The sequence below is a fragment of the Terriglobia bacterium genome (genome assembly GCA_020072785.1).
GTDB lineage: Bacteria > Acidobacteriota > Terriglobia > Acidiferrales > UBA7541 > Acidiferrum.
On sequence record JAIQGG010000002.1, the window covers coordinates 939,953 to 965,570 of the forward strand.

At 65.9% G+C, this 25,618-nt stretch carries 22 protein-coding genes and 1 other RNA gene; 11 read left to right on the forward strand and 12 right to left on the reverse strand.

Annotation, left to right across the window (positions count from 1 at the left end):
• Positions 1-6 precede the first annotated feature (6 nt).
• The 10 genes from LAN61_07320 to LAN61_07365 all read left to right on the forward strand — a co-directional run bounded on the left by LAN61_07320 (position 7) and on the right by LAN61_07365 (position 8,907).
• Positions 7-768 carry an enoyl-CoA hydratase/isomerase family protein gene (locus LAN61_07320; protein MBZ5540316.1) on the forward strand — a complete coding sequence of 254 codons (762 nt, stop codon included), beginning with the start codon at positions 7-9 and terminating at the stop codon, positions 766-768.
• A complete protein-coding gene (locus LAN61_07325) occupies positions 769-1,092 on the forward strand; it encodes a rhodanese (GenBank protein ID MBZ5540317.1) in 324 nt (107 codons plus the stop codon).
• Between the two features lie 142 nt (positions 1,093-1,234).
• The gene (locus LAN61_07330; GenBank protein ID MBZ5540318.1) at positions 1,235-1,519 is read left to right on the forward strand and encodes a hypothetical protein; all 285 of its coding nucleotides are present in this window, start codon (positions 1,235-1,237) and stop codon (positions 1,517-1,519) included.
• Positions 1,520-1,573: 54 nt separating this feature from the next.
• Positions 1,574-2,065 carry a (2Fe-2S)-binding protein gene (locus LAN61_07335; GenBank protein ID MBZ5540319.1) on the forward strand — a complete coding sequence of 164 codons (492 nt, stop codon included), beginning with the start codon at positions 1,574-1,576 and terminating at the stop codon, positions 2,063-2,065.
• A gap of 3 nt (positions 2,066-2,068) precedes the next feature.
• Entirely contained in the window at positions 2,069-4,396 is a 2,328-nt protein-coding gene (hcrA, locus tag LAN61_07340; GenBank protein MBZ5540320.1) for a 4-hydroxybenzoyl-CoA reductase subunit alpha, read from the forward strand.
• The gene (locus LAN61_07345; GenBank protein MBZ5540321.1) at positions 4,393-5,406 is read left to right on the forward strand and encodes an FAD binding domain-containing protein; all 1,014 of its coding nucleotides are present in this window, start codon (positions 4,393-4,395) and stop codon (positions 5,404-5,406) included. The genes hcrA and LAN61_07345 overlap by 4 nt, the downstream gene beginning before the upstream one ends.
• Before the next feature lie 4 nt (positions 5,407-5,410).
• Entirely contained in the window at positions 5,411-6,259 is an 849-nt protein-coding gene (locus LAN61_07350; protein MBZ5540322.1) for an amidohydrolase family protein, read from the forward strand.
• 14 nt (positions 6,260-6,273) lie between these two features.
• Entirely contained in the window at positions 6,274-7,152 is an 879-nt protein-coding gene (locus LAN61_07355; GenBank protein MBZ5540323.1) for a 3-hydroxyacyl-CoA dehydrogenase, read from the forward strand.
• Between the two features lie 29 nt (positions 7,153-7,181).
• Positions 7,182-7,730, forward strand: coding sequence for a macro domain-containing protein (locus LAN61_07360; GenBank protein ID MBZ5540324.1), 549 nt, complete (start codon positions 7,182-7,184; stop codon positions 7,728-7,730).
• A gap of 31 nt (positions 7,731-7,761) precedes the next feature.
• Positions 7,762-8,907: an SAM-dependent methyltransferase gene (locus tag LAN61_07365; protein MBZ5540325.1), complete on the forward strand. Its 1,146-nt coding sequence runs from the start codon at positions 7,762-7,764 to the stop codon at positions 8,905-8,907.
• Positions 8,908-8,996: 89 nt separating this feature from the next.
• Here LAN61_07365 and LAN61_07370 read toward each other — a convergent pair whose 3' ends face one another.
• The 12 genes from LAN61_07370 to ffs all read right to left on the reverse strand — a co-directional run bounded on the left by LAN61_07370 (position 8,997) and on the right by ffs (position 23,998).
• Entirely contained in the window at positions 8,997-11,132 is a 2,136-nt protein-coding gene (locus LAN61_07370; protein MBZ5540326.1) for a hypothetical protein, read from the reverse strand.
• Positions 11,133-11,189: 57 nt separating this feature from the next.
• Complete coding sequence (gene lpxB / locus LAN61_07375) at positions 11,190-12,350, reverse strand: lipid-A-disaccharide synthase (GenBank protein MBZ5540327.1); 1,161 nt, start codon at positions 12,348-12,350, stop codon at positions 11,190-11,192.
• 45 nt (positions 12,351-12,395) lie between these two features.
• Positions 12,396-14,270, reverse strand: a complete 1,875-nt coding sequence (locus LAN61_07380; protein MBZ5540328.1) for an ABC transporter ATP-binding protein/permease — start codon at positions 14,268-14,270, stop codon at positions 12,396-12,398.
• Positions 14,267-16,234: an ABC transporter ATP-binding protein/permease gene (locus LAN61_07385; GenBank protein MBZ5540329.1), complete on the reverse strand. Its 1,968-nt coding sequence runs from the start codon at positions 16,232-16,234 to the stop codon at positions 14,267-14,269. Before LAN61_07385 ends, LAN61_07380 begins: the two co-directional genes overlap by 4 nt.
• The gene (locus LAN61_07390; GenBank protein ID MBZ5540330.1) at positions 16,231-16,818 is read right to left on the reverse strand and encodes a hypothetical protein; all 588 of its coding nucleotides are present in this window, start codon (positions 16,816-16,818) and stop codon (positions 16,231-16,233) included. Before LAN61_07390 ends, LAN61_07385 begins: the two co-directional genes overlap by 4 nt.
• 106 nt (positions 16,819-16,924) lie before the next feature.
• Positions 16,925-17,611: a hypothetical protein gene (locus LAN61_07395; GenBank protein ID MBZ5540331.1), complete on the reverse strand. Its 687-nt coding sequence runs from the start codon at positions 17,609-17,611 to the stop codon at positions 16,925-16,927.
• A 65-nt stretch (positions 17,612-17,676) separates the two neighbouring features.
• Positions 17,677-20,439, reverse strand: a complete 2,763-nt coding sequence (locus tag LAN61_07400) for a hypothetical protein (GenBank protein ID MBZ5540332.1) — start codon at positions 20,437-20,439, stop codon at positions 17,677-17,679.
• A 90-nt stretch (positions 20,440-20,529) separates the two neighbouring features.
• On the reverse strand, positions 20,530-20,859 hold the full coding sequence (locus LAN61_07405; GenBank protein ID MBZ5540333.1) for a DUF962 domain-containing protein: 330 nt from the start codon (positions 20,857-20,859) through the stop codon (positions 20,530-20,532).
• Between the two features lie 102 nt (positions 20,860-20,961).
• Complete coding sequence (recR, locus tag LAN61_07410) at positions 20,962-21,561, reverse strand: recombination mediator RecR (GenBank protein MBZ5540334.1); 600 nt, start codon at positions 21,559-21,561, stop codon at positions 20,962-20,964.
• Positions 21,562-21,746: 185 nt separating this feature from the next.
• Positions 21,747-22,073 carry a YbaB/EbfC family nucleoid-associated protein gene (locus LAN61_07415; GenBank protein MBZ5540335.1) on the reverse strand — a complete coding sequence of 109 codons (327 nt, stop codon included), beginning with the start codon at positions 22,071-22,073 and terminating at the stop codon, positions 21,747-21,749.
• A 2-nt stretch (positions 22,074-22,075) separates the two neighbouring features.
• Positions 22,076-23,857: a DNA polymerase III subunit gamma/tau gene (dnaX, locus tag LAN61_07420; protein MBZ5540336.1), complete on the reverse strand. Its 1,782-nt coding sequence runs from the start codon at positions 23,855-23,857 to the stop codon at positions 22,076-22,078.
• Between the two features lie 42 nt (positions 23,858-23,899).
• Positions 23,900-23,998, reverse strand: an RNA gene (gene ffs / locus LAN61_07425) — signal recognition particle sRNA small type.
• Between the two features lie 343 nt (positions 23,999-24,341).
• On the opposite strand from ffs, the gene LAN61_07430 reads away from it, so the two are divergent.
• Positions 24,342-25,025 (forward strand): hypothetical protein, encoded by a 684-nt coding sequence (locus LAN61_07430; protein ID MBZ5540337.1) that lies wholly within the window; start codon positions 24,342-24,344, stop codon positions 25,023-25,025.
• Positions 25,026-25,618: the final 593 nt, after the last annotated feature.

Sequence of the window (25,618 nt, forward strand, 5' to 3'; positions counted from 1 at the left end):
CTTCGCATGAGCGAAATGATTCAGGTGCAGATGGACGGGCGGACGGCGCGTGTGACGCTGAACCGTCCGCCGCTCAACGTGCTGGACATCGCCATGATGCGCGAGCTGGATGCCGCGCTCGCCCGCGTGGCCACGGAATGCGACCTCCTGGTCCTGCAGGGCGCCGGGCCCAAGGGCTTTTCCGCCGGCGCCGAGGTTGCCGATCACGTGCCGGAGCGCGTGGGGGAGATGCTCGGCGCGTTCCACGGCGTCTTTCGCCGCCTGGCGCGCGTGGAATGCGTGACCATCGCCGCGGTCAGCGGCCTGTGCCTCGGCGGCGGGATGGAGCTGGCGACCTTCTGCGACTTCGTGGTGGCCACGGAAGCGGCGAAGTTCGGCCAGCCGGAGATCAAGCTGGCCTGCTACCCGCCGGTGGCCATGGTGACGTTTCCGCAGCTCTGCGGCATGCGCGCCGCGATGGACCTGATCTTCACGGGCCGCACGGTGGACGGGCGCGAGGCGCACCGCATGGGTCTGGTGACGCGCCTGGCTCCCGAAGGCGAGCTCGCAGCCAGCGTGGAGAAATTGCTCGATGAGTTGCGCGGGCTGAGCGGCACCGTGCTGCGCCTGACGCGCAAGACGCTGTGGCGCCTGCACGCCGATGTGTTCGAAAAGCAGCTCGACGAAGCCGAGCGCATCTACCTGGACGATTTGATGCAGACCAAGGACGCGCCGGAGGGCATCCGCGCATTTCTGGAAAAGCGGCCCCCGGTCTGGCAGGGACGCTGAATGGACGATCTGCAGATTACACCCAAGGAAGTGCAGGAGCGGCTGGAGCGCGGGGAGAAGTTGGTGCTGGTGGATGTGCGCGAGCAGTGGGAATACGATCTCTGCCGGATCGCGGGCGCGAAGCTGATCCCGCTGAAGACGCTGCCGGCGAACGCCGGCGCACTGGAGGAGGCGGAGGAAGTGATCTGCTACTGCCACCACGGAATACGCAGCCTGGATGCAGCGGCGTGGCTGCGGGGGCAGGGGATTGCCGGAGCCAAATCGCTGGCGGGCGGGATCGAACGGTGGTCCCGCGAAGTGGATGCCAGCGTGCCGCGGTATTGAAGTTGTCTGCCCAGGGGCACGGGCGATGCGGCCCCGGGACGGAACATCGATTGCTCGTTGCGGGAGGAAATTGGTGGCTAAGGCGAAGATCCAGTTTCTGCAGAAGCCGACTTGAACGTCGTGCCGCAAAGCAAGAGGTCTCTTGCTGGAGCAGGGAGCGGAACTGGAGACGCGCGATCTGGACAAGGAACGCCTGAGCGCGGCTGAACTGGACAAGCTGATCGGCGCGCGGGATTACACGCAGTTTCTGAATACGCGCAATGAGCTGTACCGCGAACGGAACATGAAAGAAAAGCCGCCGTCGCGCGCCGAGGCCATCCAATTGATGGCCAGGGAGCCAAACCTGATCCGCCGGCCGGTGGTGATTCGCGGCGGGCAGATGGTGCTGGGTTATGACGAGGAAGCGCTGAAGAAGCTGGTGAAGTAACGCAGTCGGCGGGAAAAGGATGACGGGCAAGAATGCCTGTCCTGGCGAGGAACCATGCATCGGGAACTGATCCATCTCACGGTAAACGGCGAACGTTACGAAGTGGCGGTGCCGCCGCAGAAGTTGCTGCTGGACGTGCTGCGCGAAGACCTGGGGCTGACCGGGGCCAAGCGCGGCTGCGACGATTCGAGTTGCGGCGCGTGTACGGTGCTGGTGGACGGCCTGCCGGTGCTGGCGTGCACGGCGATCGCCTCCTGTCATCAGGAGGCGCAGATCACCACGGTCGAGGGACTGGCCGCGGGTGGCGAACTGACGCCGGTGCAGGTGGCGTACGGGGAAGCGGGCGGCTCGCAGTGCGGCTTCTGCACGCCGGGCTTCATGATGACGATTCACGCGCTGTTGGCGCAGAACCCCAATCCCACCGATGCGGAGATCCGCGAGGCGCTCTCCTCGAACCTTTGCCGCTGTACGGGCTACATGCAGATTTACGAAGCGATCCGGCTGGCGATGAAGCGCGCGCCGCAGCCGGCGGAAGCGAGGAGCTGAGCCATGTCCACCCATTCGATTATCGGCAAATCGATTCCCCTGACCGATACCCCGGGGAAGGTGACGGGTCTCGGCCTCTACGCCAACGACATCGCCGTCCCGGGCATGCTCTTTGGAAAGATCCTGCATTCGCCGCACGCGCACGCGCGCATCGTGCGCATCGACACGTCCAAGGCGGAAGCCCTGCCGGAAGTGAAGGCGGTGGCCACGGGACGCGACACCGCGCGGCCCTACGGCGTGCTGCCTATCGGGCACGATGAAAACGCGCTGGCGTTCGACAGGGCGCGCTACATCGGGGACAACATCGCCGCCGTCGCCGCCACCAGCGAGGAAGCGGCGGAGCGCGCCCTCGAGCTGATCGAAGTGGAATACGAGGTGCTCACCCCGTGGACCGATGCTCTGGAGTCCATGAAGGCGGAGAAGGACTGGATTCACGAGAACCGCCCGCACAACATCGAGAAGGAGTACAAACACGAGTTCGGGAATCTGGAGCAGGGCTTCGCTCAGGCGGCCTTCATCCGCGAAGAACGCTACGTCGCCGCGGAGATCAACCACGCGGCGATGGAGCCGCACTCCACGCTGGCCGTCTGGGAGCCCGACGGGCGCATCACCGTGCACTCCTCGACGCAGGTGCCCCACTACCTGCACCGTACCATTGCCGACGTGCTGGAACTGCCGATGAGCCAGGTGCGCGTGATCAAGCCCATGGTCGGCGGCGGATTTGGCGGCAAGAGCGAAGTGATCCCGCTGGAGGTGATCACGCCGGTGCTGGCGAAGAAGGCCCGGCGCCCGGTGAAGATCACCTACACGCGCGAGGAGGTTTTCTACGCGCACCGCGGCCGGCCGATCACCATCGTGGACCTGAAGATGGGCCTGACGCGGGAAGGCAAGATATCCGCGGTGGCGGCGCACGTAGTGCAGGATGGCGGGGCGTTTGGCGGATACGGCCCGGTGACGGTGCTCTATTCCGGGGCGCTGCTCGGCGCCATCTACGACGTGCAGAATCTGCGCTTCGAGGGCTGCCGCGTGCTGACCAACAAGCCGGCCTGCGGGGCGATGCGCGGCCACGGCACGGTAAACGTGCGCTTCGCATTCGAGTCCATGCTGGATATGCTGGCGCGCGACGCGCAACTGGACCCGGCCGAAGTGCGGCGCAGAAATCTGTTGCCGGCGCCGTGCATCACCGTGAACGGGCTGCGCGTCACCAGTTACGGCCTTCCCGAATGCATCGAGAAAGCCGTGGAGCGCTCCGGCTGGCGCGAGAAGAACGGCAAGCTGCCTTATGGCCGCGGAATCGGCATCGCCTGCAGCCATTACGTCAGCGGCGCGGCCAACCCCATCATCCGCTCGAACATGCCGCACACCACGGTGAACATGAAGATCGACCGCGACGCGGCGGTGACGGTGTTCACGGGGGCGTCCGATATTGGGCAGGGGTCGGACACCATACAAGTGCAGATTACCGCGGAGGTGCTGGGCGTGCGGCCGGAACGCATCAAGCTGGTGGCCGCGGATACGGAGCTGACTCCGGTGGATCTGGGCAGCTACTCGAGCCGGGTCACGTTCATGGCCGGAAACGCCTGCTTGGAAGCGGCAAAAAACATGCGCGAGCAGATTTTCGCCGCGGTGGCGAAGAAATTCGGCTGCGCGCCGGACGCCCTGGAAGCGCGCCACGAGCAGATCTTCGTGAAGGCCGATCCGGCGCAGAGCATGCCCTTTGACGAAGCGGTGGTCCGGGCCATCGATTTCCACGGCACCCTGGTGGCGCGCGGCAGCTACGCGCCTCCGGAAGAGTCGCGCGGCGGAAAGTATAAAGGCGCGGGCGTCGGGCCGTCGCCGTCTTACAGTTACGGGGCGCAGACCGCGGAGGTCTCCGTGGACCCGGAGACCGGCGAGGTCACCATCCACCGGGTGGTCGCGGCGCACGATTGCGGCAAGGCGCTCAATCCCGTGTCGGTGGACGGGCAGGTCATCGGCTCGGTGTATATGGGGCTGGGCCAGGCGATGCAGGAGCAGATGGAGTGGAACGAGGGCCGGCTGATGAATCCCTCGCTGCTGGATTACCGCATCCCCACGACCCTCGAGACGCCGCCGATCGAATCCATCATCGTCGAGAGCGAGGACCCCGAAGGGCCCTTCGGCGCAAAAGAAGCGGGAGAAGGCTCGCTGGCGGCGGCGATCCCCGCGGTGGCCAACGCCATCTATGACGCGGTGGGCGTGCGCATCAACACGCTCCCGCTTTCCCGGGAAAAAATTCTCGCAGCCATCCGCGAGAAGCAGAAACGCGAGCAGGCAGCGGGCGGCTCGAAGAAGACCGGAGGTGCGGCATGAGCCTTCCCACGTTGCGCGTAGTTCGGCCAAAGGCCGTGGACGAGGCGGTGCGCATTCTGGCGCAGCACGGCCCGCAAGCGATGATTCTTGCAGGCGGCACGGACATCCTGCCGAATCTGCAGATGCGGCTGTATGCGCCACAGGTGCTGGTAGGGCTGAAGGAGATTTCCGGGCTGCGCGGCGTCCGCACGGTGAAGGATGGCGCACTGCACATCGGCGCGCTGACCACCTTGAGCGAGTTGCTGGCGGAGCCGGTGGTGCGGCAGAAATATCCGGTCCTGGCCAGCGCCGCGGCCACCGTGGCCGGCCCGCTGCAGCGCAACATGGCCACCCTGGGCGGCAACCTGTGCCTGGAGACGCGCTGCCGCTGGTACAACCAGTCGTACTTCTGGCGGCAGTCGCTGGGCGGCTGCCTGAAGAAAGAGGGCACGGTGTGCCACGTCGCGCCCGGCGGCAACCGCTGCTGGGCGGTCTGGTCGGGGGACACGGCGCCGGCGCTACTGGCGCTGGATGCGGAGATCGAGATCGCCGGTCCGGCAGGCGAGCGGCGCATCCCGCTGGAGTCGTTCTACCGCAACGACGGAATGGACCGGATCGCGCTGCGGCCGGGCGAGATCCTGACGGCGGTGCTTTTGCCTGCGGCCAAGGCGGGCTGGCGCGGCGTCTACAACAAGCTGCGCCTGCGCAATTCCATCGATTACCCGCTGGCAGGCGTGGCCGTGGCCATGAACGTGGACGGCGGCGGCATCTGCCGCGACGTGCGCGTGGCCATTTCCGCGGTGAATCCAGCGCCGCTGCTGGTGCACCAGGCCGGCGAATCGCTCATCGGCAGGAAATATTCGCAGGAGCTGATTGAGCGCGTGGCGCACGCCGCGATCCAGAGAGGCAAGCCGCTCACCACCTCGGGCTCCACGCCCGTCTACCGCCGCGAGATGCTGCAGCTGTACACGCGCCGCGCTCTGGAAGAAGTGTGGGACGGGCGCACGCACTCTATGGACGGGAACGACTGAATTCGTGCAGCCGGTCATCGATATTCACATCCACATTCAGCCGCTGCACATGTTCCGGCCCCAGGCGCTGGCGATGATCAAGCGCGGGAGAAAGGATTATGCGGACGTCGAGCGTTACTCTGCCGACCCCAGGCTATTCCTGAAATTTCTCGACGGGCTGGGAATCGAGCGCGCCGGTCTCATCAATTATGTCAGCCCGGAGATCATGGGTTTCACGCCGGAGGTAAACGATTGGATCGTGAACTATTGTGCAGCGGCTCCGGACCGTTTGCTGGCGTTCGGGTCGGTGCTTCCGCGAACGGTGGCGGATGCGGGTGCGGAGGTGGATCGCCTCGTGAAACTGGGGATCCGCGCGCTGAAGCTGCATCCTTCCCACCAGGTGATCACGCCGAATTCCTACCGCGACGGCTGCGCAGCGCTCGCGGCGGTCTACGAGCGGGCGCAGGCCAATGGCCTGCCGCTCATGATCCACACCGGAACCTCCATTTTCCCCGGTGCCCGCAACGTGCACGCCCAGCCCATCCTCTGCGACGATGTATGCATCGATTTCCCGAATCTCACGGTCATCCTGGCGCACGGCGGGCGGCCCCTCTGGATGGAGGAAGCATTTTTTCTGGTGCGGCGGCACAAGAACATGCACATGGACATTTCCGGCATCCCGCCCCAGAAGCTCCTGGAATACTTTCCACGCATCGCGGAGATCGCGGACAAGGTGCTGTGGGGGACCGACTGGCCCGGCCCGGGCGTCCCGGAGATCCAGGGCAACATGGAAAAGTTTCGTGCGCTTCCCATCCGCGAGGACGCCAAGCGCAAGATTCTCTACGACAACGCAGCGCGGATGTTCCCGCGCTGAAGACAGGAGAGCCCATGGACGTGAAGAGCATTGCCGTGATCGGTGCAGGAACGATGGGGAGGGGAATCGCCTACGCCGCGGCGCTGGGCGGCTACCGCACCATTCTCGAAGACATGATGCCGGAGTCGCTCGAACAGGGCATGGCGTGGATCCGCAAGGCCTTCGACGAAGGCGTCGCTCGCGGCAAGGTCGAAGCCGCGGTGCGTGACGCGGCGCTCCAGCGCATCGAGACCGTGCGCTCCGTGGAAGACGCCTGCCGCGAAGCCGACATGCTCATCGAGGCCGTGCCCGAGGAGATGGAGTTGAAGCTCGAGCTCTTCACCCTCTTCGACAAGTTCGCCAGGCCCCGCGCCATCCTCGCCAGCAATACCTCCGGCCTTTCCATCACCGAGATGGCGGCCATGACCTTCCGCCCCGAGCTCTGCGTGGGCATGCATTTCTTCAATCCCGTGCCCAAGATGAAGCTGCTGGAACTGGTGCGCGCACTGGAAACTTCGGAGGAGACCATCGCCGCGTGCCGCGAGGTGGGGCGGCGCATGGGCAAAGAGGTGGTCGTGGTGCGCGAGTCGCCGGGCTTCATCACCAGCCGCGTGAACGCACTGATCGGCAACGAGGCCTTCGCCATGCTCGAAACGGGCATCGCCTCCGCCGAGGACATCGACAAGGCGCTCAAACTGGGGCTGAACCATCCCATGGGGCCGTTCGAGCTGGGGGACCTGGTGGGCCTGGATGTCCGCCTGGGCGTTCTCGAGAATCTGCACAAAACGCTCGGCGATAAATACCGCCCCAATCCGCTGCTGCGCCAGTACGTGAGCGCCGGACGCCTGGGGCGCAAGGCCGGACGCGGGGTCTTTGACTATTCGGAGGCCAAGCCGGGCGAGAAAAAGGGATAATGGAAGCGCCGCCGGGGGGAGGCTTGCCCATGAAGAAGCTGGCAGAGCGCATTGTGATCCGCCGGGGCGACCTGACGGAGATGGACGCGGACGCGATCGTCAACGCCGCCAACAACGATCTGTGGCTGGGCGGCGGCGTGGCCGGGGCCATCAGGCGCAAGGGCGGCGAGGAGATTCAGAAGGAGTGCGACGCCATCGGCAGCATTCCCGTGGGTGGCGCGGCGATCACCGGCGGGGGCAAGCTGAAGGCGCGCCATGTCATCCACGCCGCCAGCATGGAGCTGGGCGGACGGGCCACCGCGGAAGCGCTGCGCCGCTGCACGGCGCATTCCCTGCGCCTGGCTTCCGAGCGTGGCCTCAAGACCATCGCCTTTCCCGCCGTCGGCACGGGGATTGCCGGCTTTCCCATCGCCGAGTGCGCGGAGATCATGCTGCGGGAAGCGGCGCAGCATCTCGCCGGCAACAGCGCCATCGAAACGATCTACTTTGTGCTCTTTGACGAAGAGGCCCGCCGCGTCTTCGAGCGCGCTTGGGAGAAGCTCCGGGCGAGCGACGCCGGGGGAGCCGCCACGGCGTGAGCGCGGCTCTCGAGAAGGACCTGACTCCGCCATGACCGAATCCCGCCGGCAGACCCCGCTAGCTACTCTGCTCGTGGAACGCATCCGCCGCCAGGGCCCGCTGACCTTCGCCGACTACATGCGCGAGTGCCTCTATCACCCGCTGCACGGTTACTACAGCCGGAGCGAGGCGCGGCGCTTTTCCGACTACTACACCAGCGTGGACGTGCACCCCATCTTCGGGCGCCTGCTGGCGCGCCAGCTCGCCGAGATGTGGGCGCAGATGGGCGGGCCACAGGCGTTCTCCGTGGTGGAAGCGGGAGCGGGCGTGGGCCGCCTCGCGGGCCACATCCTGGATTTTGCGGAGACGCGCCTGCCGGAGCTGTATGGCGCGCTGCGCTACGTCGCCGTGGAGCGTTCGAAGGCGCGGCGCGAGCAGGCTTCCGGGGGCCTGGCCCGGCACATCGCGGCTGGCCGCTGCGCGGTAGCCCTCGAAATTCCCGCGCGGCTTCTCCAAGGCTGCCTCATTTCCAACGAGCTCGTGGACGCGCTGCCGGTGCATCGGGTCGTCATGCAGGGCGGCGCGCTCCAGGAACTGTTCGTCACCGAGCGCGCGGGCGCACTCGCGGAACAACTGGCGCCGCTTTCCACCTGCGCCATCTCCGAATACTTCGTGGCGCTGGGCATCCAACTCCGCGAAGGCCAGCAGGCCGAGGCCGGTCTGGAGGCCTGCGACTGGATCACCGAGATCGGGCGGCGCATCGAGCGCGGTTTCCTGCTTACCGCGGATTACGGCCACGCGGCCGCGGAGCTGTACGACCAGCGGCACATGCGCGGCACGTTGCTGGCGTACGAGAGGCACCGCGCCAGCGAAGACTACTACGCGGCGCCGGGCGAGCAGGACCTCACGGCGCATGTGAATTTCACGGCCCTGGAGCAGTGGGGCGCCAGGGCCGGCCTCGAGCGCGTGGGCCGCGTCTCGCAGACGGAATTTCTGCTGGCGCTGGGGCAGGGCAACGACTTCGCGGATCTCTACGAACCCGGCGCCAGCGAAGCCGACCGCGTGCGCGCCCGCCTGCTCCTCAAGAACCTGATCTTCCCGGAAGGCATGGGCGAGCGCTTTTCCGTCCTCATCCACCACAAGCGTGTCCCGGGCGCCCAGCTGACTGGGCTCGCAGGCATCCCCGGCCCGCGATAGAGCGGGCAGAAAATTTCCGGATAAGTTTTTGCCAAAAGATCTTGTAGCGCGGGACGCTTGAGCTACTAGATCCGTCTTGCCTGTGGCGGCTACGGCTGCGGCGGCTTTTTCAAGACCGGGCGGTCGCCGGGCGGCGGCGGTGGCGGCGCGGTGGGTGTGGGTGCGGTAGTGGCTGGAGCGGCGGGCGCGCTGCCGGGTTCCGCGTAGGCCTTCTTCAGCATGCGCTCGATTTCCGCCTGCGCCCCTCCGGTGTCGTCGTTGGTTTGCTTGGCCTTGCTGTATTCGTTGACGGCGCGTTCGCGCTGTCCCATCAGGTCGAAAATCTTCCCCAGATAGATGTGCGACCACACCTCGGTCCACTTCTCCGCGGGCTCCGGGACGGCCTGCGTAGCTTCGCGGAAGGCGTTGGCCGCGGCTTGGTAGTTTTTCTGGTAGAAGAAGGCCTCGCCCATGCGGAAATTGGCGAGCGACCGGTTGGGCTGGATGGCCAGCGCCCTCTGATACTGCGTGATCGCGTCGTAGTAGCGGCCCGCTTCCGCGAGCTCTTCGCCCCGCGCGATGGCCGCGCGGGCGCGCAGCGACGTGCTGGCCTTAAGGATCACGTTGTTCGGATCGATCTTGATTCCCCCGGGCTTGGGCCGCCCGAAGGTCTCCACGGTGAAGTCCGATTCCGTCCCGACCACTTGGATGGTCTTCTCCTCGGGGTTTCCTTCGGTGTCGATGCGCAGTTCCACGGGCATGCTGAAGGTGTCCAGAGGCTGCTTGATCTTGCCCACCACGCGAAAGCCTTTCGGCGTGCGGTAGACCACGTACTCCATGTTGAATTCCGGGATGCCCGTGGAGTTGAGCCACTGCGCGAAGAACGGCCGCAGATTCGGCGCCGGCTTTCCGGGCAGCGCCGCGGCCTGCGCTTTTTCGATGGCCAGGGCCTCGAAATCCTCGAGCCGCGCGGTCTTCCCGGCGTAGCGCGCGTAGAACTCGTGCAGCAGCGACTTGAAGGCCAGATCGCCCATCTGCGCGCGCAGCATGTGGAAGATCATCGCGCCCTTGTTCACCACCACACTGCGGTAGTCGCTGGAGTAGGGAGCGAGGTGCTGCGCCTGGGCCACCGGCGCGGCGTCCTCGTACATCAGCGCGCCCACGGCGAACTCGTCCACCGTGCGCAGCCCCGCTTCGCGGCCCGCGTTCTGCTCTGCATAGAGCGCCTCGGAGTAACGCGCCAGGCCGTCGCTGATCCATACATCCGCGGGGCTCGCCGGGAGCACGCTATTGCCCCACCACTGCGCAGCCACCAGCCCGGCGATGGTGCGGTCGCTGCCTTTCGGGTCCCACAAGCGCTGGCTGAGCAGCAGCACGCCGGGCGCGGCGAACGAGCGCAGCGTGCCATCGGGGAGCTGGATAATCGTCAGGCTGGGATCGGGCAGCGGCCCGAAGAGATCGGAGAAGATGGTTACGGCGCGCGCAATGCTCCCGGCGAACTCTTTGGCGTTTGCGGATGCCGCGCGCGGCGCGTATACCGCGACGTCCAGCCCCTCGGCCTGCGTCGGCGAATACTGCAGGTTGCCGGCGACAAACGTGCCCACGGGACCGGGTGTGTCGCACTGAAAAACATAGAGCAGCCGGCCACCCGTGGCGCCGCTCTTGTGGGGCAGCGGCGTGGGGGACTCCGACTTGCCCGTGCCGGCCACGGCGTAGCTGTCCGGCACCTCCAGGCGGAATTTCGCGGTGTAGCGGCTGGCCGGATAGCCGGTCAGGGGAAACCAGCGCGCGGGAAGCAGCAGATACGCGCCCTCGGGCGTGATGGAGGCCAGGCGTACGCCGGGGACCGGGCTGTTCTCCTCGTTGGCCAGAATTCCCGTATAGGAATAGGTGAGCGTCACGCGGCTGCCCGCTGCCACGGGCGCCGGGAGTGTCACGTGGAGCAGCAAGGGGCTCTGCTGGTCACGTTCGAACGGGAGTTGCTTGCCGTTTTCCTCCACAACGGCTGTGACGTTCAGATTCGGATGCAGCTCCACATCCACGAGCCGCGAGGCTTCCGCCGCGAGGAAGGTGACGCGCGCGGTGGCCGACAGCGTCTGGCCGGCGCCGTCCAGCGAGGCGGCCACGTCGTAGTGCTCGGCACGGAAACTTTGCGGGCGCGGCTGCTGTGCGGGGAGGGCAGCGGCGAGCCCCAGGAAGCTGGTCAGCAGCAGAGGCAGCGAGAAAAACGAGATTGGTCGGCGCAAGGACCTTCCTTCCTTATTCTTCAGGTGCGAATGGCACTCCATAGGATAGCAAACCCTTCAGGAAGCGTTGCCTGGCCTGGTGCGCAACATGCGCACAATGGCATCGGCGGCGCGCTCGATGGCCCCCGGCGGCCCCAGGCGCTCGCGGACTTCCGCCAGCCCGCGGCGCAGCTCGGTTCGCGCAGCCTCCTGCTGCAAGAGGCGCAGGGCCTCCTGGGCGACGCGCTGCGGGGTAAAATCCTTCTGGATCAGCTCGGGCACGACGCGGCGCCCGGCGATGAGATTGACCATGCTGAAAAAGGGCGTGCGCACGAACGGCTTGGCCAGCAGCGCGGTAAGCGCGCTGACGCGGTAGATCACCACCATGGGGGCGTCGAGCAGCGCGGCCTCCACCGTGGCCGTGCCGCTGGAGACGATGGCCGCATCCGCGGCGGCCAGCGCGTCGTAAGTCTGGCCCTCGACCACCCGCAGGGGGAACTCCTGCGGCCAGCCCCGGCGCAACGCCCCGCAATCGCTTTCCGGAGCCGCCGCCAGAACGAACTGCGCCCCGGGAACGCTCTTCCGGATGAGCGCGCAGCCTTCGCGGAGCACGGGCAGATGCCGGGCCATCTCGCTGCTGCGGCTGCCCGGCAGCAGCGTGACGATGGGCCGCGCCGCATCCAGGCCGTTGCCGCGGCAAAACGCCTCGCGGCTCTGCGCCGCGCGCACCTCTCCCACCAGCGGGTGGCCGATGAACTCCACGGGCACCCCGGCATCGCCGAAAAACTTCTCTTCGAAGGGAAAGATGCACAGGCCCAGCGCGAATCGCCGCCGGAGGAGGCGCACTCGCCAAGGCCGCCAGGCCCAGAACTGCGGGCAGACGAAATAGATATTGCGAACGCCCTGTGGGAGGAGCTTGCGCGCCAGCCGCAGATGGAAGCCGGGGAAGTCGGTGAGCACGGCGAGGGGCGGTCGGCGGCGGCCGGCTTCGGAGACCAGGCGCTGCATAGCGCGCAGCAGGGACGGCAGGTGCCGCAAGACTTCGGTGATGCCCACCACCGCGACTTCGGAGTAGTCGGTGACGGTCTCCACTCCGGCTTCGCGCATGCGCGCGCCGCCCATGCCGAATAGCGCCACGTCCGCGCGCTGCCGCAGTGCCGTGGCCAGTTTCGCCGCGTACATCTCCCCGGAGGCTTCGCCGGCGGAGAGCAGGATGGGCGTGGGCGTCATGGAGGTCATCGCGCGCGCAACCTCGCGCGGCGGGCCGGCGAGTGCGCGGCGGCGTCAGTCATTGGCCGGGAGCTGAGCTGCGGGCGCGCCGGGCGAACCGGCGGGCAGGCGCAGCTCCTGTTCCTTGTACTGGAGCTGATAGAGGCGGTAGTAGATGCCGCGCTGTGCCAGCAGCGCCTGGTGCGCGCCCTGCTCGCGCAGCCGGCCCTTGTGGAAGACCAGGATCTGGTCGGCGTGCTGGATGGTGCTCAGGCGGTGCGCGATGACCAGTGCCGTGCGCCCGGCCAGCAGGCGGTCCAGCGCTTCGCGGATCAGCAGCTCGGTCTTGGTGTCCACGCTGGAGGTGGCTTCGTCGAGGATCAGGAAGCGCGGGTTGTGCGCCAGCGCGCGCGCAAAGCTGATCAGTTGCCGCTGGCCCACGGAGAGCGTCGAGCCCCGTTCGTTGACCGGCGTGGCCACGCCTTCGCTGAGCGAGCGGAGGAAGGCCCCGAGGCCGATCTCGTCGAGCGCGCGCTCCGCTTCCTCGCGCGAGATCCCGGAAGTGCCCAGGCGCACGTTGGATTCGATCGTGCCCGTGAAGAGGAAGGGGTCCTGCAGCACGATGCCGAAATGCCGCCGCAGATCCTGCAGGTCCAGGAGCCGGATGTCCACTCCGTCCAGCAGGATGGCCCCGCGCTGGATGTCGTAGAAGCGCAGCAGCAGGGAGATGAGCGTGGTCTTGCCGGCGCCGGTGTGCCCGACGATGGCCACGGTCTGTCCGGGCGCGACGCGGAAGGAGACGTCGCGCAGGACCCAGTCCGTGTCGGTAGGCTCAACGGCGGAACTGTAGGAGAACCAGACGTTGCGGAACTCGATCTCGCCGCGCGGCGCTGCGAGATGCCGGGCATCGGCTGCCGTCTGGATGGTGATCGGCTCGTCCAGCAGCTTGAAGATGCGCTCGGAGGCGGCCATGGCCGATTGCAGAATGTTGAATTTCTCGCTGAGATCCTGGATCGGCCGGAAGAAGCGTTGCGCGTACTGCATGAAGGCGATGAGCACGCCAAGCGTCAGCTTGTCGGCGAAGATGCGCAACCCGCCGATCCAGAACAGCAATGCGATGGCCGCGACACCGAGAAATTCCACCGTCGGATAGAAGAGGCCGAAGGCCAGGATGGCGTCTTTGTAGGCCAGCATGTGATCGCGGTTGCGCCGCTCGAATTCGGCCTTGGCCTTCCGCTCGCGGTTGAAGAGCTGCACCACGCTCATCCCGCTGATGTATTCCTGGAGGAAGGAGTTGATGCGGGCGATGGCCGTGCGGATGCGCCGGTTGGCATCGCGCACGAAATTGCGGAAGACGAACGTGACGAGAAGAATGAACGGCAGCACCGCCAGCGCCGCCAGCGCCAGGCGCCAGTTCAGATAAAGCAGCAGGCCGGCCATCACCGCGAGCAGGAAGAAGTCGTTGATCATGGTGACGACGCCGGCGGCGAATAGGTCGTTGAGGGCGTCCACGTCGGTCGTCACCCGGGTCACCAGGCGCCCCACCGGATTGCGGTCGAAATAGCTCATCGGCAGGCGTTGCAGGTGCCCGAAAATCTCCCGCCGCATGTCGAACATGGTTTGCTGGCCCACGCGCTGCATGATGCGGATCTGGATGTACTGCGCGAGGAAATTCACCGTCAGGACCAGCAGAAAGATGACGCTGATCCAGACGATCCCGTGCCGCGCCTGGGCGGCCGTAAGCAGGCTGTTCGCGCCGGGAAGGATGTAGCGGTCCACCGCGACCTGGAAGAGTTTTGGCGGGGCCAGCTCCAGGGGGATGACGATTGCGGCCAGGGTGAGCGCAAAGATAACCCGCCACCTGTACGGCCGCAAGTACTGCAGCAGCCGCCGCATCAAACGCGCGTCGTAGGCTTTGCCGAGTGCTTCTTCTTCGTGCTGATTGCTCATGCCCGTTCGAGCTCTTCTTCCAGCAGTTGTTTCTGGTACAAGTCCGCGTAATAGCCGCCGCGCGCCAGCAGTTCCTCGTGCGTCCCGCGCTCGACGATGCGCCCGTCGCGCAAGACCACAATCTGGTCGGCGTTGCGCACGGTGGAGCAGCGGTGCGAGATCAGCACCGTGGTGCGGCCGTGAAAAATCCCGCGCAGCCCGGTGAGGATGCGCTCCTCGGTCTGCGTATCCACGCTGGAAAGCGAATCGTCCAGGATCAGGATGCGCGGATCGCGGATCACCGCCCGGGCGATGGCCGTGCGCTGCTTCTGCCCGCCGGAGAGCGTGATGCCGCGCTCGCCCACCATCGTTTCGTACTTTTCCGGAAAACCCTGGATGTCGCCGTCCAGGCTGGCGATCTGCGCGGCGCGCTGCACGCGCTCCGGATCGGCGCTGTCGATGCCGAAGGCGATATTCTCGCCGATGGTCTCGCTGAAGAGGTAGGTGTCCTGCGGCACGTAGCCGATGGCGCGGCGCAGCGTCTCCAGCGGCCATTCGCGCAGCGGCTTTCCGTCCAGCAGCAGGCTGCCTGCCGGCGCTTCCCACAGCCGCGCGATGAGCGTGGCCAGCGTGGTCTTGCCGCTGCCTGTGGGGCCCACGATGGCCACTGTTGTGCCGGCGGCGATGCGCAGGTTGATGTCGTGCAGTACCGCTTCATTTTCCGTTCGGCCCGTGCCGCCGTTCGCTCCGTTCCCGGACAGCGCCGGCCGCTCCGCGGCCGCCTGAAACGTCGTGGGATAGGCAAAGGTCAGGTTGCGAAACTCGATCGCACCGTCGGGCACGGTGCCGGCGGGGACCGTCGCTGCGCGGTCGTTGATCTGGGGCTCGGCGGTCAGGATGAAATTCAGACGGCCCATGGAGGCGGCGCCGCGCTGGAAGATGTTGGTCACCCAGCCGAGCGCGATCATCGGCCACACCAGCAGCCCCAGGAAGGTGAAGAAGGAGACGAAGGCGCCGATCGAAATCTGATGCCGGATCACCTGGGAACCTCCTTTCCACAGGACGATCAGAAAGGTGGTGCCGATCAGCGCCTGCAGCGAGGGCATGAACATGCTCCAGGTGCGGATCAACTCCACGTTGCGTGCGACGTATTCGCGGTTGGGCGCATCGAAGCCGCGGAGTTCCGCCTCTTCCTGCGCGTAGGCCCGGATGACGCGCACCCCGGAGAGATTTTCCTGGACGCGCGCGGAGAGAGTCGCGAGCGAGGCCTGAATCTGTTCGTAGAGGTCGTGGATGACCTTTCCGAAATGGCGCACGGCCAGGGCCACCGCAGGAACCGGCAGGAGCACCCACAGGGTCAGGGAGGCCGACAGCTTCAGCATGATGGCGATGGCCAGCATCATCGTCACCAGCGTCGTCGCGCTGTACATGATTCCCGGGCCGAGCACCATGCGCACGGCATTGAGGTCGTTCGTGGCCCGGGACATCAGCTCGCCGGTCCGGTTGCGCACGTAGAACTCCGGCTCCAGCAGCAGCAGGCGGCCGAGCAAGTCGTTGCGCAGGTCGAATTCGATGTCCCGGGAGACGCCGATGAGGATCATGCGCGTGCAGAATGAAAAAATTCCTTTGAGGGCGATGAAGGCGATCAGCACAAGGCAGTAGAACGCCAGTGTCTGCCTGCTGTGCGGCGCATAGAAGGGCACCATGCGGCTCAGCCAGCCCCCGCTGACGGCCGTGGCCGCCCCTGGTGCCGCGCCATGCGCGAAGGGCAGCGGACTGCCCGCCAGGGTATCGGTGATGATGCCGGTGGAGAGCGGCACAAGGCTGCCGAGAATGCCCATCAGCGCCAGCGTGAACATCCCCAGCGCAATCATTCCGCGATAGCGCCGCAGGTAAGGAAGCAGTCCCACCAGGTTTTTCCAAGCGGAGCCCGGCGGCGGCGCCTGGCGTGTGCCCCCGGCGGCAGTTGTGGCCGGCTTGCTCATCGCAGTCGCGACCGCGCATTCTCGAGCGACGCCGCCTCGGGAAGAAAATTCTCAAAATTGCGGTCCAGCGACTGGTAACGCTTCGTCGCCGGGTTCCAGCGCACCCCGATGGGCAGGACGTGCGGCGAGCTGGCCAGCTGCAGCGGCGTGAAGTACAGCACCAGACCCTGCACGGCGCTCTGCTCGAACTGCAGGCGCCAGCCGGTCACCGGCTCCAGCGGCGTAAGCGCCAGATAGCCCTTGCTGTTTTTCAGGTGCTCATCGCAGCGCAGCAGTTCCGTCCATTGGCCGTCCTTCTTTTCCGCGACGACTGCGCGCGTCACGATCGTCCCCGGCAGATTATGCGTCGGCGTTTTCGGCACCACGTTGGCGGCCAGAAATTGCTGGTTCCCGGTCTTGGCCAGGTCCCCGAACGCCAGCACCTGCGTTTCCGTACCTAGCAGCTCCTGCGCCGCGCTCTGAATTTCCGCCGGCACGGCGGGCTTGGCCGGCGCTTCCGCCGCCGGCCTCGGCGCAGGCGTCTCCGCGCCACCGCAGCCGGCGAAAAGCCCGGCGGCCGCCGTGGCGCACAATAAAACCAACATGGTTGGTCTTCTGATCATATTCATTCGAAACCCGCTGCCGCGAATATGCATTCTAACGGCAGATCATCCCCGGTGGAAGGACCGCGCGTCCGGCGCCCCAAGCCCGTCAGCGCACGGCCAAAATCTCATCCAGCCGGGCTTCAAAATTCTCTTCGCCTTCCGACCACAGTTCCGTGCGCTCCACCGGCAGCGCGCGCTCGATGGCCGCCATCCAGCCGAACAAGGATTGGATGTTCTCGCGCGTCTTCTGGTGATATTCGCGCAGGTTGGCTTCGGTGGACATCCAGCGCAGAAAGGTGTGTTCGACCGCGTCTTCGGCCGCGAGGGGCTCGCCGGCCAGCGCGGGCAGCGCGCGGGTGAGCAGGCCGGCATGCCCGGTGAAAAAATGTTCGAAACCCAGGTCCGCGGCAAAATGCCCCGCAGAGGCCGCCAGGCCGTCGTCGTAGTCCGGGCCGTGGCAGAGCAGCATCAACGGCGCGGGCGCGCTCTGCCACTTCATGGTTTCCAGCTGGAATTGCCAGAGATCCCAGCGCGCGGAGACGAAATAGGCGGTGTCCCCGTACAGTTGCTGCGCCGCCAGCGCGGCAACCTCCGCCGCGCCATAACCCTGCCCGCGCAGGTCCCACTCCGCCACCGGCGGCGTCGCGGCGTCGATGGACTGCACGACAAGCTGCGTGAAGTGCGGCTCGGACGCGGAATGCGGCACGGTGGCCAGGAAGCGCACCAGTTGTTCCAGGAGCGTGGACTCGGAGAACTCGCGCGTCCAAAGACGCAGATAGGCTCGGTTGGCCATCGCGCCATTATACCGGGGAGGATGCGGTGGAAGCGAACGCGCCGGGGAGGCGCGAGTGCGGCCGATCAGTGCGCGGGGCGCCCGGATTCGGGAGGCTTGAAGCCCGCGGCGATCTCCTTCAGACGGTCGCGCAGGGTGTCGCCGACATTGGCAAAGACGTTGGCGCAGGTTTCGCGCAGTTTTTCCTCGGCGGCATGGGCCACGCCGGAAAGCACGTCGCGGGACTGCCGGTCCAGTGTGGTGACGGTGGCCAGCATCCAGGAGTTGGAGACGTTTTCCAGCCGCCCGCGGAATTGCTCCACAGATTGGTCGCCGATCCGCCCGTAGGTCTCGCGCAGCTTGTCCTGGTGTTCCTGGGTCATGGCGTGCCAGGAATCGAGCACTTGCTTCAAACCGCCCTGCACCTGCTGCTGGGCCTCGCTCACCCCGGCTTCCACGGCGGTGCTCATGCCCGCGCGGAAGCGGCGCAGGAAGGCTTCCTGCTCGGCGGTCATGTGCCGCCCAAGCTCCTGGCGGACGGCTTCAGCCTGGGTCCGCGTATCGTCCAGCGATTTCCGCAGCCCTTCGTCAAATCCGTCGATCTCCTGCCGGGCGTGGCGCTGAATCTCGTCGGTAAAGGCGGCGGAGGTGGTCTCCGCGGCCTCGGAGAAGAGCGCGCGGGAGCGTTCGAAGGCGTCGCGCACCACCTCTTCCATCTGCTGCTGCGCGTGTTCCACGAAATTGCGGCTGTAGGCGTCCACTTCGGAGGCAAACACGCCGGAAACCTCTCCGGCGCGCTCGCGCAGCTGCGCCCCGGCCTGCTCCACGCCCTTTTCAATCAGGTGCTGCAGTTGCGTCTGGGCCTTCTTCTCGTACCATTCGGCGGACTTGTAGAGCGATTCGATGGTGGTGTGTTTCAGGTCGCTGCTCTTGGCGTCGAGATCGGCGAGTTGCCGCGAGACGACGGCTTGCGCGGCCTCCTGCAACTCTTTCTCCGCGGTGCCCAGGGTTTCCCGGATGCGCTCCTGGGCCCCGGCCAGCACTTCATCGGTCATGCTGCGCACGCGGTCTTCCTGCAGCGTGGTGGCCGCTTCCAGCAGCGAGCGGCTGCCCGTCAGGCGGTGTAGCGCCTCCTCCGCGCTGGTAATCTGCGGCTGGACCAGCGAACGCATCTGCTCTTCAAAGCTGCTTGCGGCTTCGCGGCTGGAATCCTGGAAAGCGGAGCGCACGCGGTTGCCGGTTTCCTCCAGCAGCGATTCCGAGCGCTGCTGCAGATCTTCGCGGTAGCGCGCGAGTATCTCGTCGAGATGGCTCTGGAATCCTTCCAGCGCCTGTTTCTGCGCCGCTTCCAGCCGGGAAGAGAACTGTTCCATGTGCGCCACCGGCGCCGACGAAGCGGCAACGGATTCTTCCAGGCGCCGGGTAGTGGCCTCGGCGGTGTCTCGGAGCGCCGCGAGGCGCTGTTCGGTTTCCTGCGCCGCGGCCGCGGATCGTTCCCCCAGCGCGGCCAGCTGCCGGCCCGCCTCTTCCTGCAGCCGGGCCTGCGCTGCGGCGGCCTGCTGCGCCAGGGCCTGGGCGCTCTGCTGCGCCGCGGACTTCACGGAATCTTCCAGGGTGTGCTGCAGCTGGGCGTGCGCCGCGTCCAGCCGCCCCGCCAGGCGTTCCTGCCAGGAAGCCTCCGCGGCGCTGAAGGTGGCCGCCAATTGCTGCCGCAGCTCTTCGGCGGAGCGTGCCAGCGCTTCGCGGTCCTGTGTGGCGCTCTGGGCCAGGCGTTGTGCGCTCTCTTCCAGCGTGCGCCCGGCTACTTCCACGCGCGCGGCCAGCAGCGCTTCGGACTGGCTGGCCGTGGCCCGCAACTGCTCCGCGGATTCCTCGGCGCTCTGCCGCGCGGCTCGCAACATTTCCGCGATGCTCTGCGCCTGCTGGTCCTGCGCGCTCTTCTGCGCGGCGCTTTCCCGCTGAAACTGTTCGGTGAGTGTGCGCGTCAGCTGTTCCACCTGCGGGGCGATCCAGCGGGGCAGCTCCGCCTGCAGGGCTTCGCCCGCCGCGCTCTGCGCCGCGCGCGCGCGGGCTTCGCTCTCTTGCTGCAGCGTTTCCCCGGCGCGCACGATTTCCGCGGAAAGCTCCTCGCGCGCCGCCGCAAACTGCGCTTGCCACTCGTGCCTCGACACGCGGGCCTGCTCGGCCACCGCCTGGCGTGCGGCTTCGTGCGCCGCCGCCTGAATCTGCTGCTTGGCGTCGCTGAGCAGCCGGGTCATCTGCCGCGCCAATTGCAGCGAGGCGTCGGTGCCGGTCGGAGCCGGAAAGACGCGCAGATTGTCCATGGGCAGTTCGACTTCGGGGTGCTCGGGTACCGCCGCTGCGGCAGAAACGCCGGCTTCCTCCGTGGGCTGCGTCTCCGCAGGGGGCATGCCGCCTGCCGGCGCGGCACTTGCCGGAAGGGCGGGCACGGCCGCGGCGCTGGCCGCAGAGTCCGGAAAAGCAAACCAGTCATCGGGGGGAAAGGCGATGCCCCAGACGTTGCCGGTCACGTCCAGCTCGATGGCCACTTGGAACAATTGCCGCACGGTGCGCGGTCGCTGGATCCACGCCACCCGTCCACGCACCACGCGCGGGGCATGGCCGGTCTCCGGGTGCGGGATCTCCAGCGTCACCCACATATTTTTCAAAACGTAATGCTTGGACTGGTAGCGGCAGCCGTGGCAGTTGATGATCAGCGTGGAAGTGCGTTCCTGGAACGGCCGGCCGAGCGCGTCCACACCCGTAACCACCAGCGGCACGGCCTGGACAATCCGTGTGCTCCGCCGTTTGCTCAGTTCCGCGGCCGGGTTTGGTGCAGTAGGTGACACAATCTCGCCCTTATGTCCAGCAAGATTGCTTCCACTCTTATCCATAATCCCGCTTCTTCCGTCTCCCGTAACTTTAAGTTATAAAAGCCCTTATGTTGGCGGTCCCCCGGACTTTCCGGGAGTGTCCGCACGCACTGTACCAGTCAGGAACATCCATGCTTCTTTTGCCACCCAGATTGGCCCTACCAGCAAATAGATTGGCCCCTGAAAAAATGCCGGATTATTGCCTTCGATACGGTGCCCAGAAAATAACAACACCCACCCGCCCACGAACAAACCGCCTCCCAGGGACCACTTCCTGAGAAATAGACACACGATTCCCGCAAAAATCAGGGGAATGCCAATGCCGTGGAACAATTTGTTCCATGGGGAAGAATGCTCATGGTCATATTGCGCCATGTAACTCGCCAAGCTGGGCATCGAACCTCTCCGCAAGGCAAGAGATATTCTCGGAACACGGACTGTACACCGAAATGCGCAGAGTGGGCTAGAGGAATGCGTTGAAAAGTGGTACTAGAACTACTAAAGCTCCCTCCGTCCTTCCATCGCCTTCAGCATCGTGATCTCGTCGGCGTATTCCAGGTCTGCTCCCACCGGAATGCCCACCCCGATGCGCGTCACGCGCACCCCCAGGGGTTTGAGCAGTTTGGAGAGATAGATCGCAGTGGCTTCGCCTTCGGCGGTGGGATTGGTGGCGATGATGATCTCTTCGACCGTGCCGCCCTTGAGCCGTTCGATCAGGCTCTTAATGAAGAGCTGGTCTGGGCCGCGCCCTTGCAGCGGGGAGAGTGAGCCGCCCAGGACGTGGTACAAACCGTTGTAGGTGCGGGTCTTCTCGATAGCCATGATGTTGTGCGGCTCTTCGACGACGCAGATCGTGCGCCGGCTGCGATTGGCACCGGTACAGTACAGGCAGGGATCGGTGTCGGTGATGTTGTGGCAGACCGAGCAGGGGCGGATATTCTGCTTGGCGTCGCGGATGGCGTCGGCGAGCGCCAGGGCGTCTTCGGCGGGAATGCGCAGGAGATGGAAGGCCAGGCGCTGCGCCGTCTTCTGGCCGATTCCCGGAAGGTGTTTCAGCTGCTCAATGAGGCGTTCAATGGGTGCGGCGAAATCCGGCATGGGTCTCGTTTCCTGAGTTGACCGCTTCGCGGTCACGCTTGCAGTTAACCGCTTCGCGGTCACGCTTGCAGTTGACCGCTTCGCGGTCACATATACTAACGTCGCGACGCAGCTTTACGTGAACCTGCGCGGAAGAGAATTTAACACACGGAACACTGAGAGCGCTTGGGAAGAAAGCCTGCAGGCTAGAAGAGGCCGGGGATTTTCAGGCCGGCCATGCCCGGCACGCTGCCGGCGAGATTTTTCATTTGGCTGGCGAGCTCTTCGTCCACGCGGCGCGCGGCTTCGTTGACGGCCGCGCGGATCAGATCTTGCAGCATCTCCTGGTCCTTGCTGGCGAAGACCTCCGGCTCGATGCGCACATCCAGCACCTGCTTCTGCCCGTTCATCTTTACGGTGACCATGCCGCCGCCGGCCGAGGCTTCCACCGTGACCGCGTTCACTTGGCGCTGCAGATCTTCCTGCAGCTGCCGGAACCGCGAGAGCATCTGTTGCAAAGCGCCTACTTCCATGATTATTCCTCTTGCCGCCGCTTCACTTCGGAAATTTTTCCGCCAAAGCGTTGCAGCATCGCCCGCACCATCGGATCGCGCTCAAACTGCTCGCGCAACTCCTGCGTTCCGGACGGCGCGCGCGGAGCGGAAACTCCCGCCGCCCCGCTTTCGAGTTTAACACAGACGCGTACGGACCGGCCGAGCACTTTGCTGGAAGCGGCACGCACCTTCTCCAGCGATTCGCGCCCTTCGAGAAGTCCGGCGAAGGAACGGCTTTCCGGCGCAAAGTACAGGCGCAGCTCCGCGCCTTCCAGCTCCCAGCGCCGCGCATGTTCCAGGAGCTCGCCGATAAATTTCTTCTCTGCCTGCACGGCGGCCATGATCTCCGCGACTTGCGCATCGCCCAGGCCCGCAGTCAGCACGGCGGCGCTGTCAGGCCATGTATCGTCCTGCAATTCAGCGCGCGCCGGAGGATCCGGCGGCGCAATGCTGCGCGGTATCGGCGTTGGAGCAGTGAAGGAAGCTACCGCTGGCGCAGAAGCTGATGCCGCGGCCCCGGCCGCCATCTTCGCGGGTGGTGCGGGCGGCGCCGCGGGAAGTTCGTGTACTCGGGAAGCGCTGCCCGCCGTGCTGCCCGATGAGCTACCCGATGAGCGCGGAGTTGCCGGCGCGCCATCGCGCAATTCCGCGAGCAGCGTTTCCAGCGGCGCGAGCCGCGTGGCATTCACCAGGCGCAGCACGCCCATCTCCAGATGCACCCGGGGATCGAGCTTGCGCCGCAGATCTTCGTCGGTCTCCAGCAGTATCTGAAAATAGCGCGTGAGCTCTTCCTCGCTGAAACGGGCGGCGGCTTCCGCAAGCCGCGGGCGCTGCTCGGGCGTGGCGGCGATGAGTTCGGAATCCGCGCCGGAGACGCGGGCGATCAGCAGATTGCGCATGTGCCGGATCGCTTCGCGGCAGAAGTGCTGCAAGTTGCGGCCTTCCTTCTGGAAGCGGTGCACCAGCGCCAGCGCGCGGTCGGCCGAGCCTTCGGCGATGGCCCCCACCAGTTCGTCCAGGGCGTCCTCGGGAACGATGCCCAGCAGCTCGCGCACCTGCTTGTCGGGGATCACGTCGCCGCAGAATGCCCGCGCCTGCTCCAGCAGGGAGAGCGCGTCGCGCAGGCTGCCCTCCGCGGCGCGAGCGATCACACCCAGCGCGTCCGTTTCGATCTGCAGGCCTTCCTTGCCGGCGATCTCCTGCAGGCGCCCGGTGATTTCTCCGAAGGTCAGGGCGCGGAAATGGAAATGCTGCGCGCGGGAGCGAATGGTGTCCGCAAGTTTTTCCGGCTCGGTGGTGGCCATCACGAAGATGACCCGGTCCGGCGGCTCCTCAAGCGTTTTCAGCAGGGCGTTGGAAGCCTCGTCGGTGAGCATGTGCGCTTCGTCGAGGATAACCACCTTGGTGCGCGCGGCGGCGGGTGCGTAGCGGACCATGTCGCGCAGTTCGCGGATTTGGTCGATGCCGCGGTTGGAGGCGGCGTCGATTTCGATCACGTCCAGGGAGCTGCCCGCGGCGATCTCCGTGCACGAAGTGCACACCCCGCAGGGCTCGGCGATCGGCCCCTTCTCGCAGTTCAGGGCCTTGGCCAGGATGCGCGCGGCGGTGGTCTTTCCGACGCCGCGCGCTCCGGAAAAAATGTACGCGTGCGCGACGCGGTTGAGCTGGATGGCGTTGGCCAGTGTTTCGGTGACGTGCGCTTGGCCGGCGAGATCGCGGAAAGTCTGCGGGCGGTATTTGCGGGCGATAACCTGGTAGCTCATACGGCCGCAGTGCTCCGGAAGCGGAAGAATTTGTGAAGCGAGGAACTTCGGGTGATCTGCGGCACCCGAGGCGTTCCCGGTACCGTTGCTCCCTTCCGGGCCTGGCGGGGTTCGCGGGACCTCGTTGCACAGAGCCCGAAGTTCCACGCTCCGGCAGTCGCGCAGCACGCGACTGCATGCCTGAGTCTAGCACAGGCTTCGCGAACCGGCGCAAGCCGGCGCGATCCGCGAAAAGCCGCATCTCCGTTTTTCTTCCGCAATGGAGCGCTGCTGACACTCGCGGCACACCTCTGCGAATTGCCTGGTGCGTTTTCCCGCGCTTGCGGTACACTTTTCGTGGACGGATTCCTCCCCGTCCGCCCGGTGTCCTGCCGCAACAGGGCACGGGGTCCGCGGCGCCAGCGGAAAACCTCCGGAGCCAGCTCCGGAGTTGCCTCCCGATACGAGGCCGACCTGCACGCACCGTGCAGGCAGGAGGATTCTCATGAAAGCAGTATTGTCTCTTGTTCTTGCCGCGAGCCTGTCTTTCGCCGCGGTGCCCGCATCTCTGGCTCAGCCGCATCAGGTGCTGCAGGGCACACAGGTGCATCTTACCCTGCTCAACAGCATCAACACCGCCACGGCCCGCGATGGTGACCCCTTCGTGGCCGTCGTGGCCGAGCCCGTCTATCTGGGCGCGCAGATGCTGATTCCCGCCGGTGCGCGCATCCAGGGCGTCATCGGCACGGTGAACAAGGCCCGGCGCTTTTCCCTCTTTCGCGGGCAGGCCTATTTCAACCTCACCTTCCGCACGCTGGAGATAGACAGCCGGCTCGTTCCCGTGCAGATGAGCCTGCTGGCCATCGAGCAGCCGCATGGGCAGTCCAACGGCAAGAAGCGCAAGGACGTGCGCATCGAGGAAGGGCAGGTCGTCGAGGCTAAGCACGACGTGAAGGGCGATATCACCGCTGGCGCCATCGGCACGGGCGGCGGCACGCTCATCGGCCTGGTCTTCAGCCACGCCTTGCGCGGTTTCGGCCTCGGCATGGCTGGCAGCGCGGTCTACATCGTGGCGCGCAAGGGCAAGGAAGTCGAACTGCCGGCGCAGACCGGCATGCTCGTGCGCATGGACAATACCGTCAGCGTCCCGTCCATTGTGGCCAGCAACGGCAACTACGGCAGCAAATAGCGGCGCCCGGCGCAGCGCGCCTTCTTGCGGAAACACGAAAAAGCGCTCCAGCGAGACCGGCCCAGTCTGGCATGGCTGGGCCCGTGGGGACGCTCGAAAGCCGCGAGTTACGAGCCACGAGCCGCATCTTTCGAGGGAGGAGCCCCGCGCAACGCTTAGGGAATCGTTGCGCGGTGCTGTTGAGGATTCTGGCGGGCTGGTTGTGAGTTACTGGAGTGGTCGTGGCAGGAATTTGCTGCGGCGAAGACCAGCGGCGATCTCCCCAGCCGGTCGTTTGGCTGCGGAGAAGTTCTTCTCGAAATAGAGCGTTGCTTCGATCGCCGGATCCTTGCCGCTGCTTTGTTTTACGTACTAGAATCGGTCCCCCAAAACATTTCCTTCAGGAATCGATCCCCCGTTGCCCATTGCTTGTGCACCGCGGATGCCAGTCTGCGCGCAAGTAAACCCTGTGCTTGCAGTGGGATAGGGATGTGCAGCCGAAGGGCGCTGGGCTAAGTCGGGAATTTGTGCCGGAGTGGCACAAAACGCAAGGCCAGACAGATGTGACTCCCCGCAGAAAAACTATTCTTGGAGCTGCGTAAATCTCCCGCCGA

Bases quoted from the DNA above. Each gene is read 5' to 3' on its own strand.
- LAN61_07355 (MBZ5540323.1), top strand. From the start codon at position 6,274: ATGGACGTGAAGAGCATTGCCGTGATCGGTGCAGGAACGATGGGGAGG.
- LAN61_07365 (MBZ5540325.1), top strand. From the start codon at position 7,762: ATGACCGAATCCCGCCGGCAGACCCCGCTAGCTACTCTGCTCGTGGAA.
- dnaX (MBZ5540336.1), bottom strand. From the start codon at position 23,857: ATGAGCTACCAGGTTATCGCCCGCAAATACCGCCCGCAGACTTTCCGC.
- LAN61_07430 (MBZ5540337.1), top strand. From the start codon at position 24,342: ATGAAAGCAGTATTGTCTCTTGTTCTTGCCGCGAGCCTGTCTTTCGCC.
- recR (MBZ5540334.1), bottom strand. From the start codon at position 21,561: ATGCCGGATTTCGCCGCACCCATTGAACGCCTCATTGAGCAGCTGAAA.
- LAN61_07360 (MBZ5540324.1), top strand. From the start codon at position 7,182: ATGAAGAAGCTGGCAGAGCGCATTGTGATCCGCCGGGGCGACCTGACG.
- LAN61_07320 (MBZ5540316.1), top strand. From the start codon at position 7: ATGAGCGAAATGATTCAGGTGCAGATGGACGGGCGGACGGCGCGTGTG.
- LAN61_07405 (MBZ5540333.1), bottom strand. From the start codon at position 20,859: ATGCCCAGCTTGGCGAGTTACATGGCGCAATATGACCATGAGCATTCT.
- LAN61_07335 (MBZ5540319.1), top strand. From the start codon at position 1,574: ATGCATCGGGAACTGATCCATCTCACGGTAAACGGCGAACGTTACGAA.
- LAN61_07385 (MBZ5540329.1), bottom strand. From the start codon at position 16,234: ATGAGCAAGCCGGCCACAACTGCCGCCGGGGGCACACGCCAGGCGCCG.
- LAN61_07345 (MBZ5540321.1), top strand. From the start codon at position 4,393: ATGAGCCTTCCCACGTTGCGCGTAGTTCGGCCAAAGGCCGTGGACGAG.
- LAN61_07395 (MBZ5540331.1), bottom strand. From the start codon at position 17,611: ATGGCCAACCGAGCCTATCTGCGTCTTTGGACGCGCGAGTTCTCCGAG.
- lpxB (MBZ5540327.1), bottom strand. From the start codon at position 12,350: ATGACCTCCATGACGCCCACGCCCATCCTGCTCTCCGCCGGCGAAGCC.
- hcrA (MBZ5540320.1), top strand. From the start codon at position 2,069: ATGTCCACCCATTCGATTATCGGCAAATCGATTCCCCTGACCGATACC.
- LAN61_07415 (MBZ5540335.1), bottom strand. From the start codon at position 22,073: ATGGAAGTAGGCGCTTTGCAACAGATGCTCTCGCGGTTCCGGCAGCTG.
- LAN61_07325 (MBZ5540317.1), top strand. From the start codon at position 769: ATGGACGATCTGCAGATTACACCCAAGGAAGTGCAGGAGCGGCTGGAG.
- LAN61_07380 (MBZ5540328.1), bottom strand. From the start codon at position 14,270: ATGAGCAATCAGCACGAAGAAGAAGCACTCGGCAAAGCCTACGACGCG.
- LAN61_07390 (MBZ5540330.1), bottom strand. From the start codon at position 16,818: ATGTTGGTTTTATTGTGCGCCACGGCGGCCGCCGGGCTTTTCGCCGGC.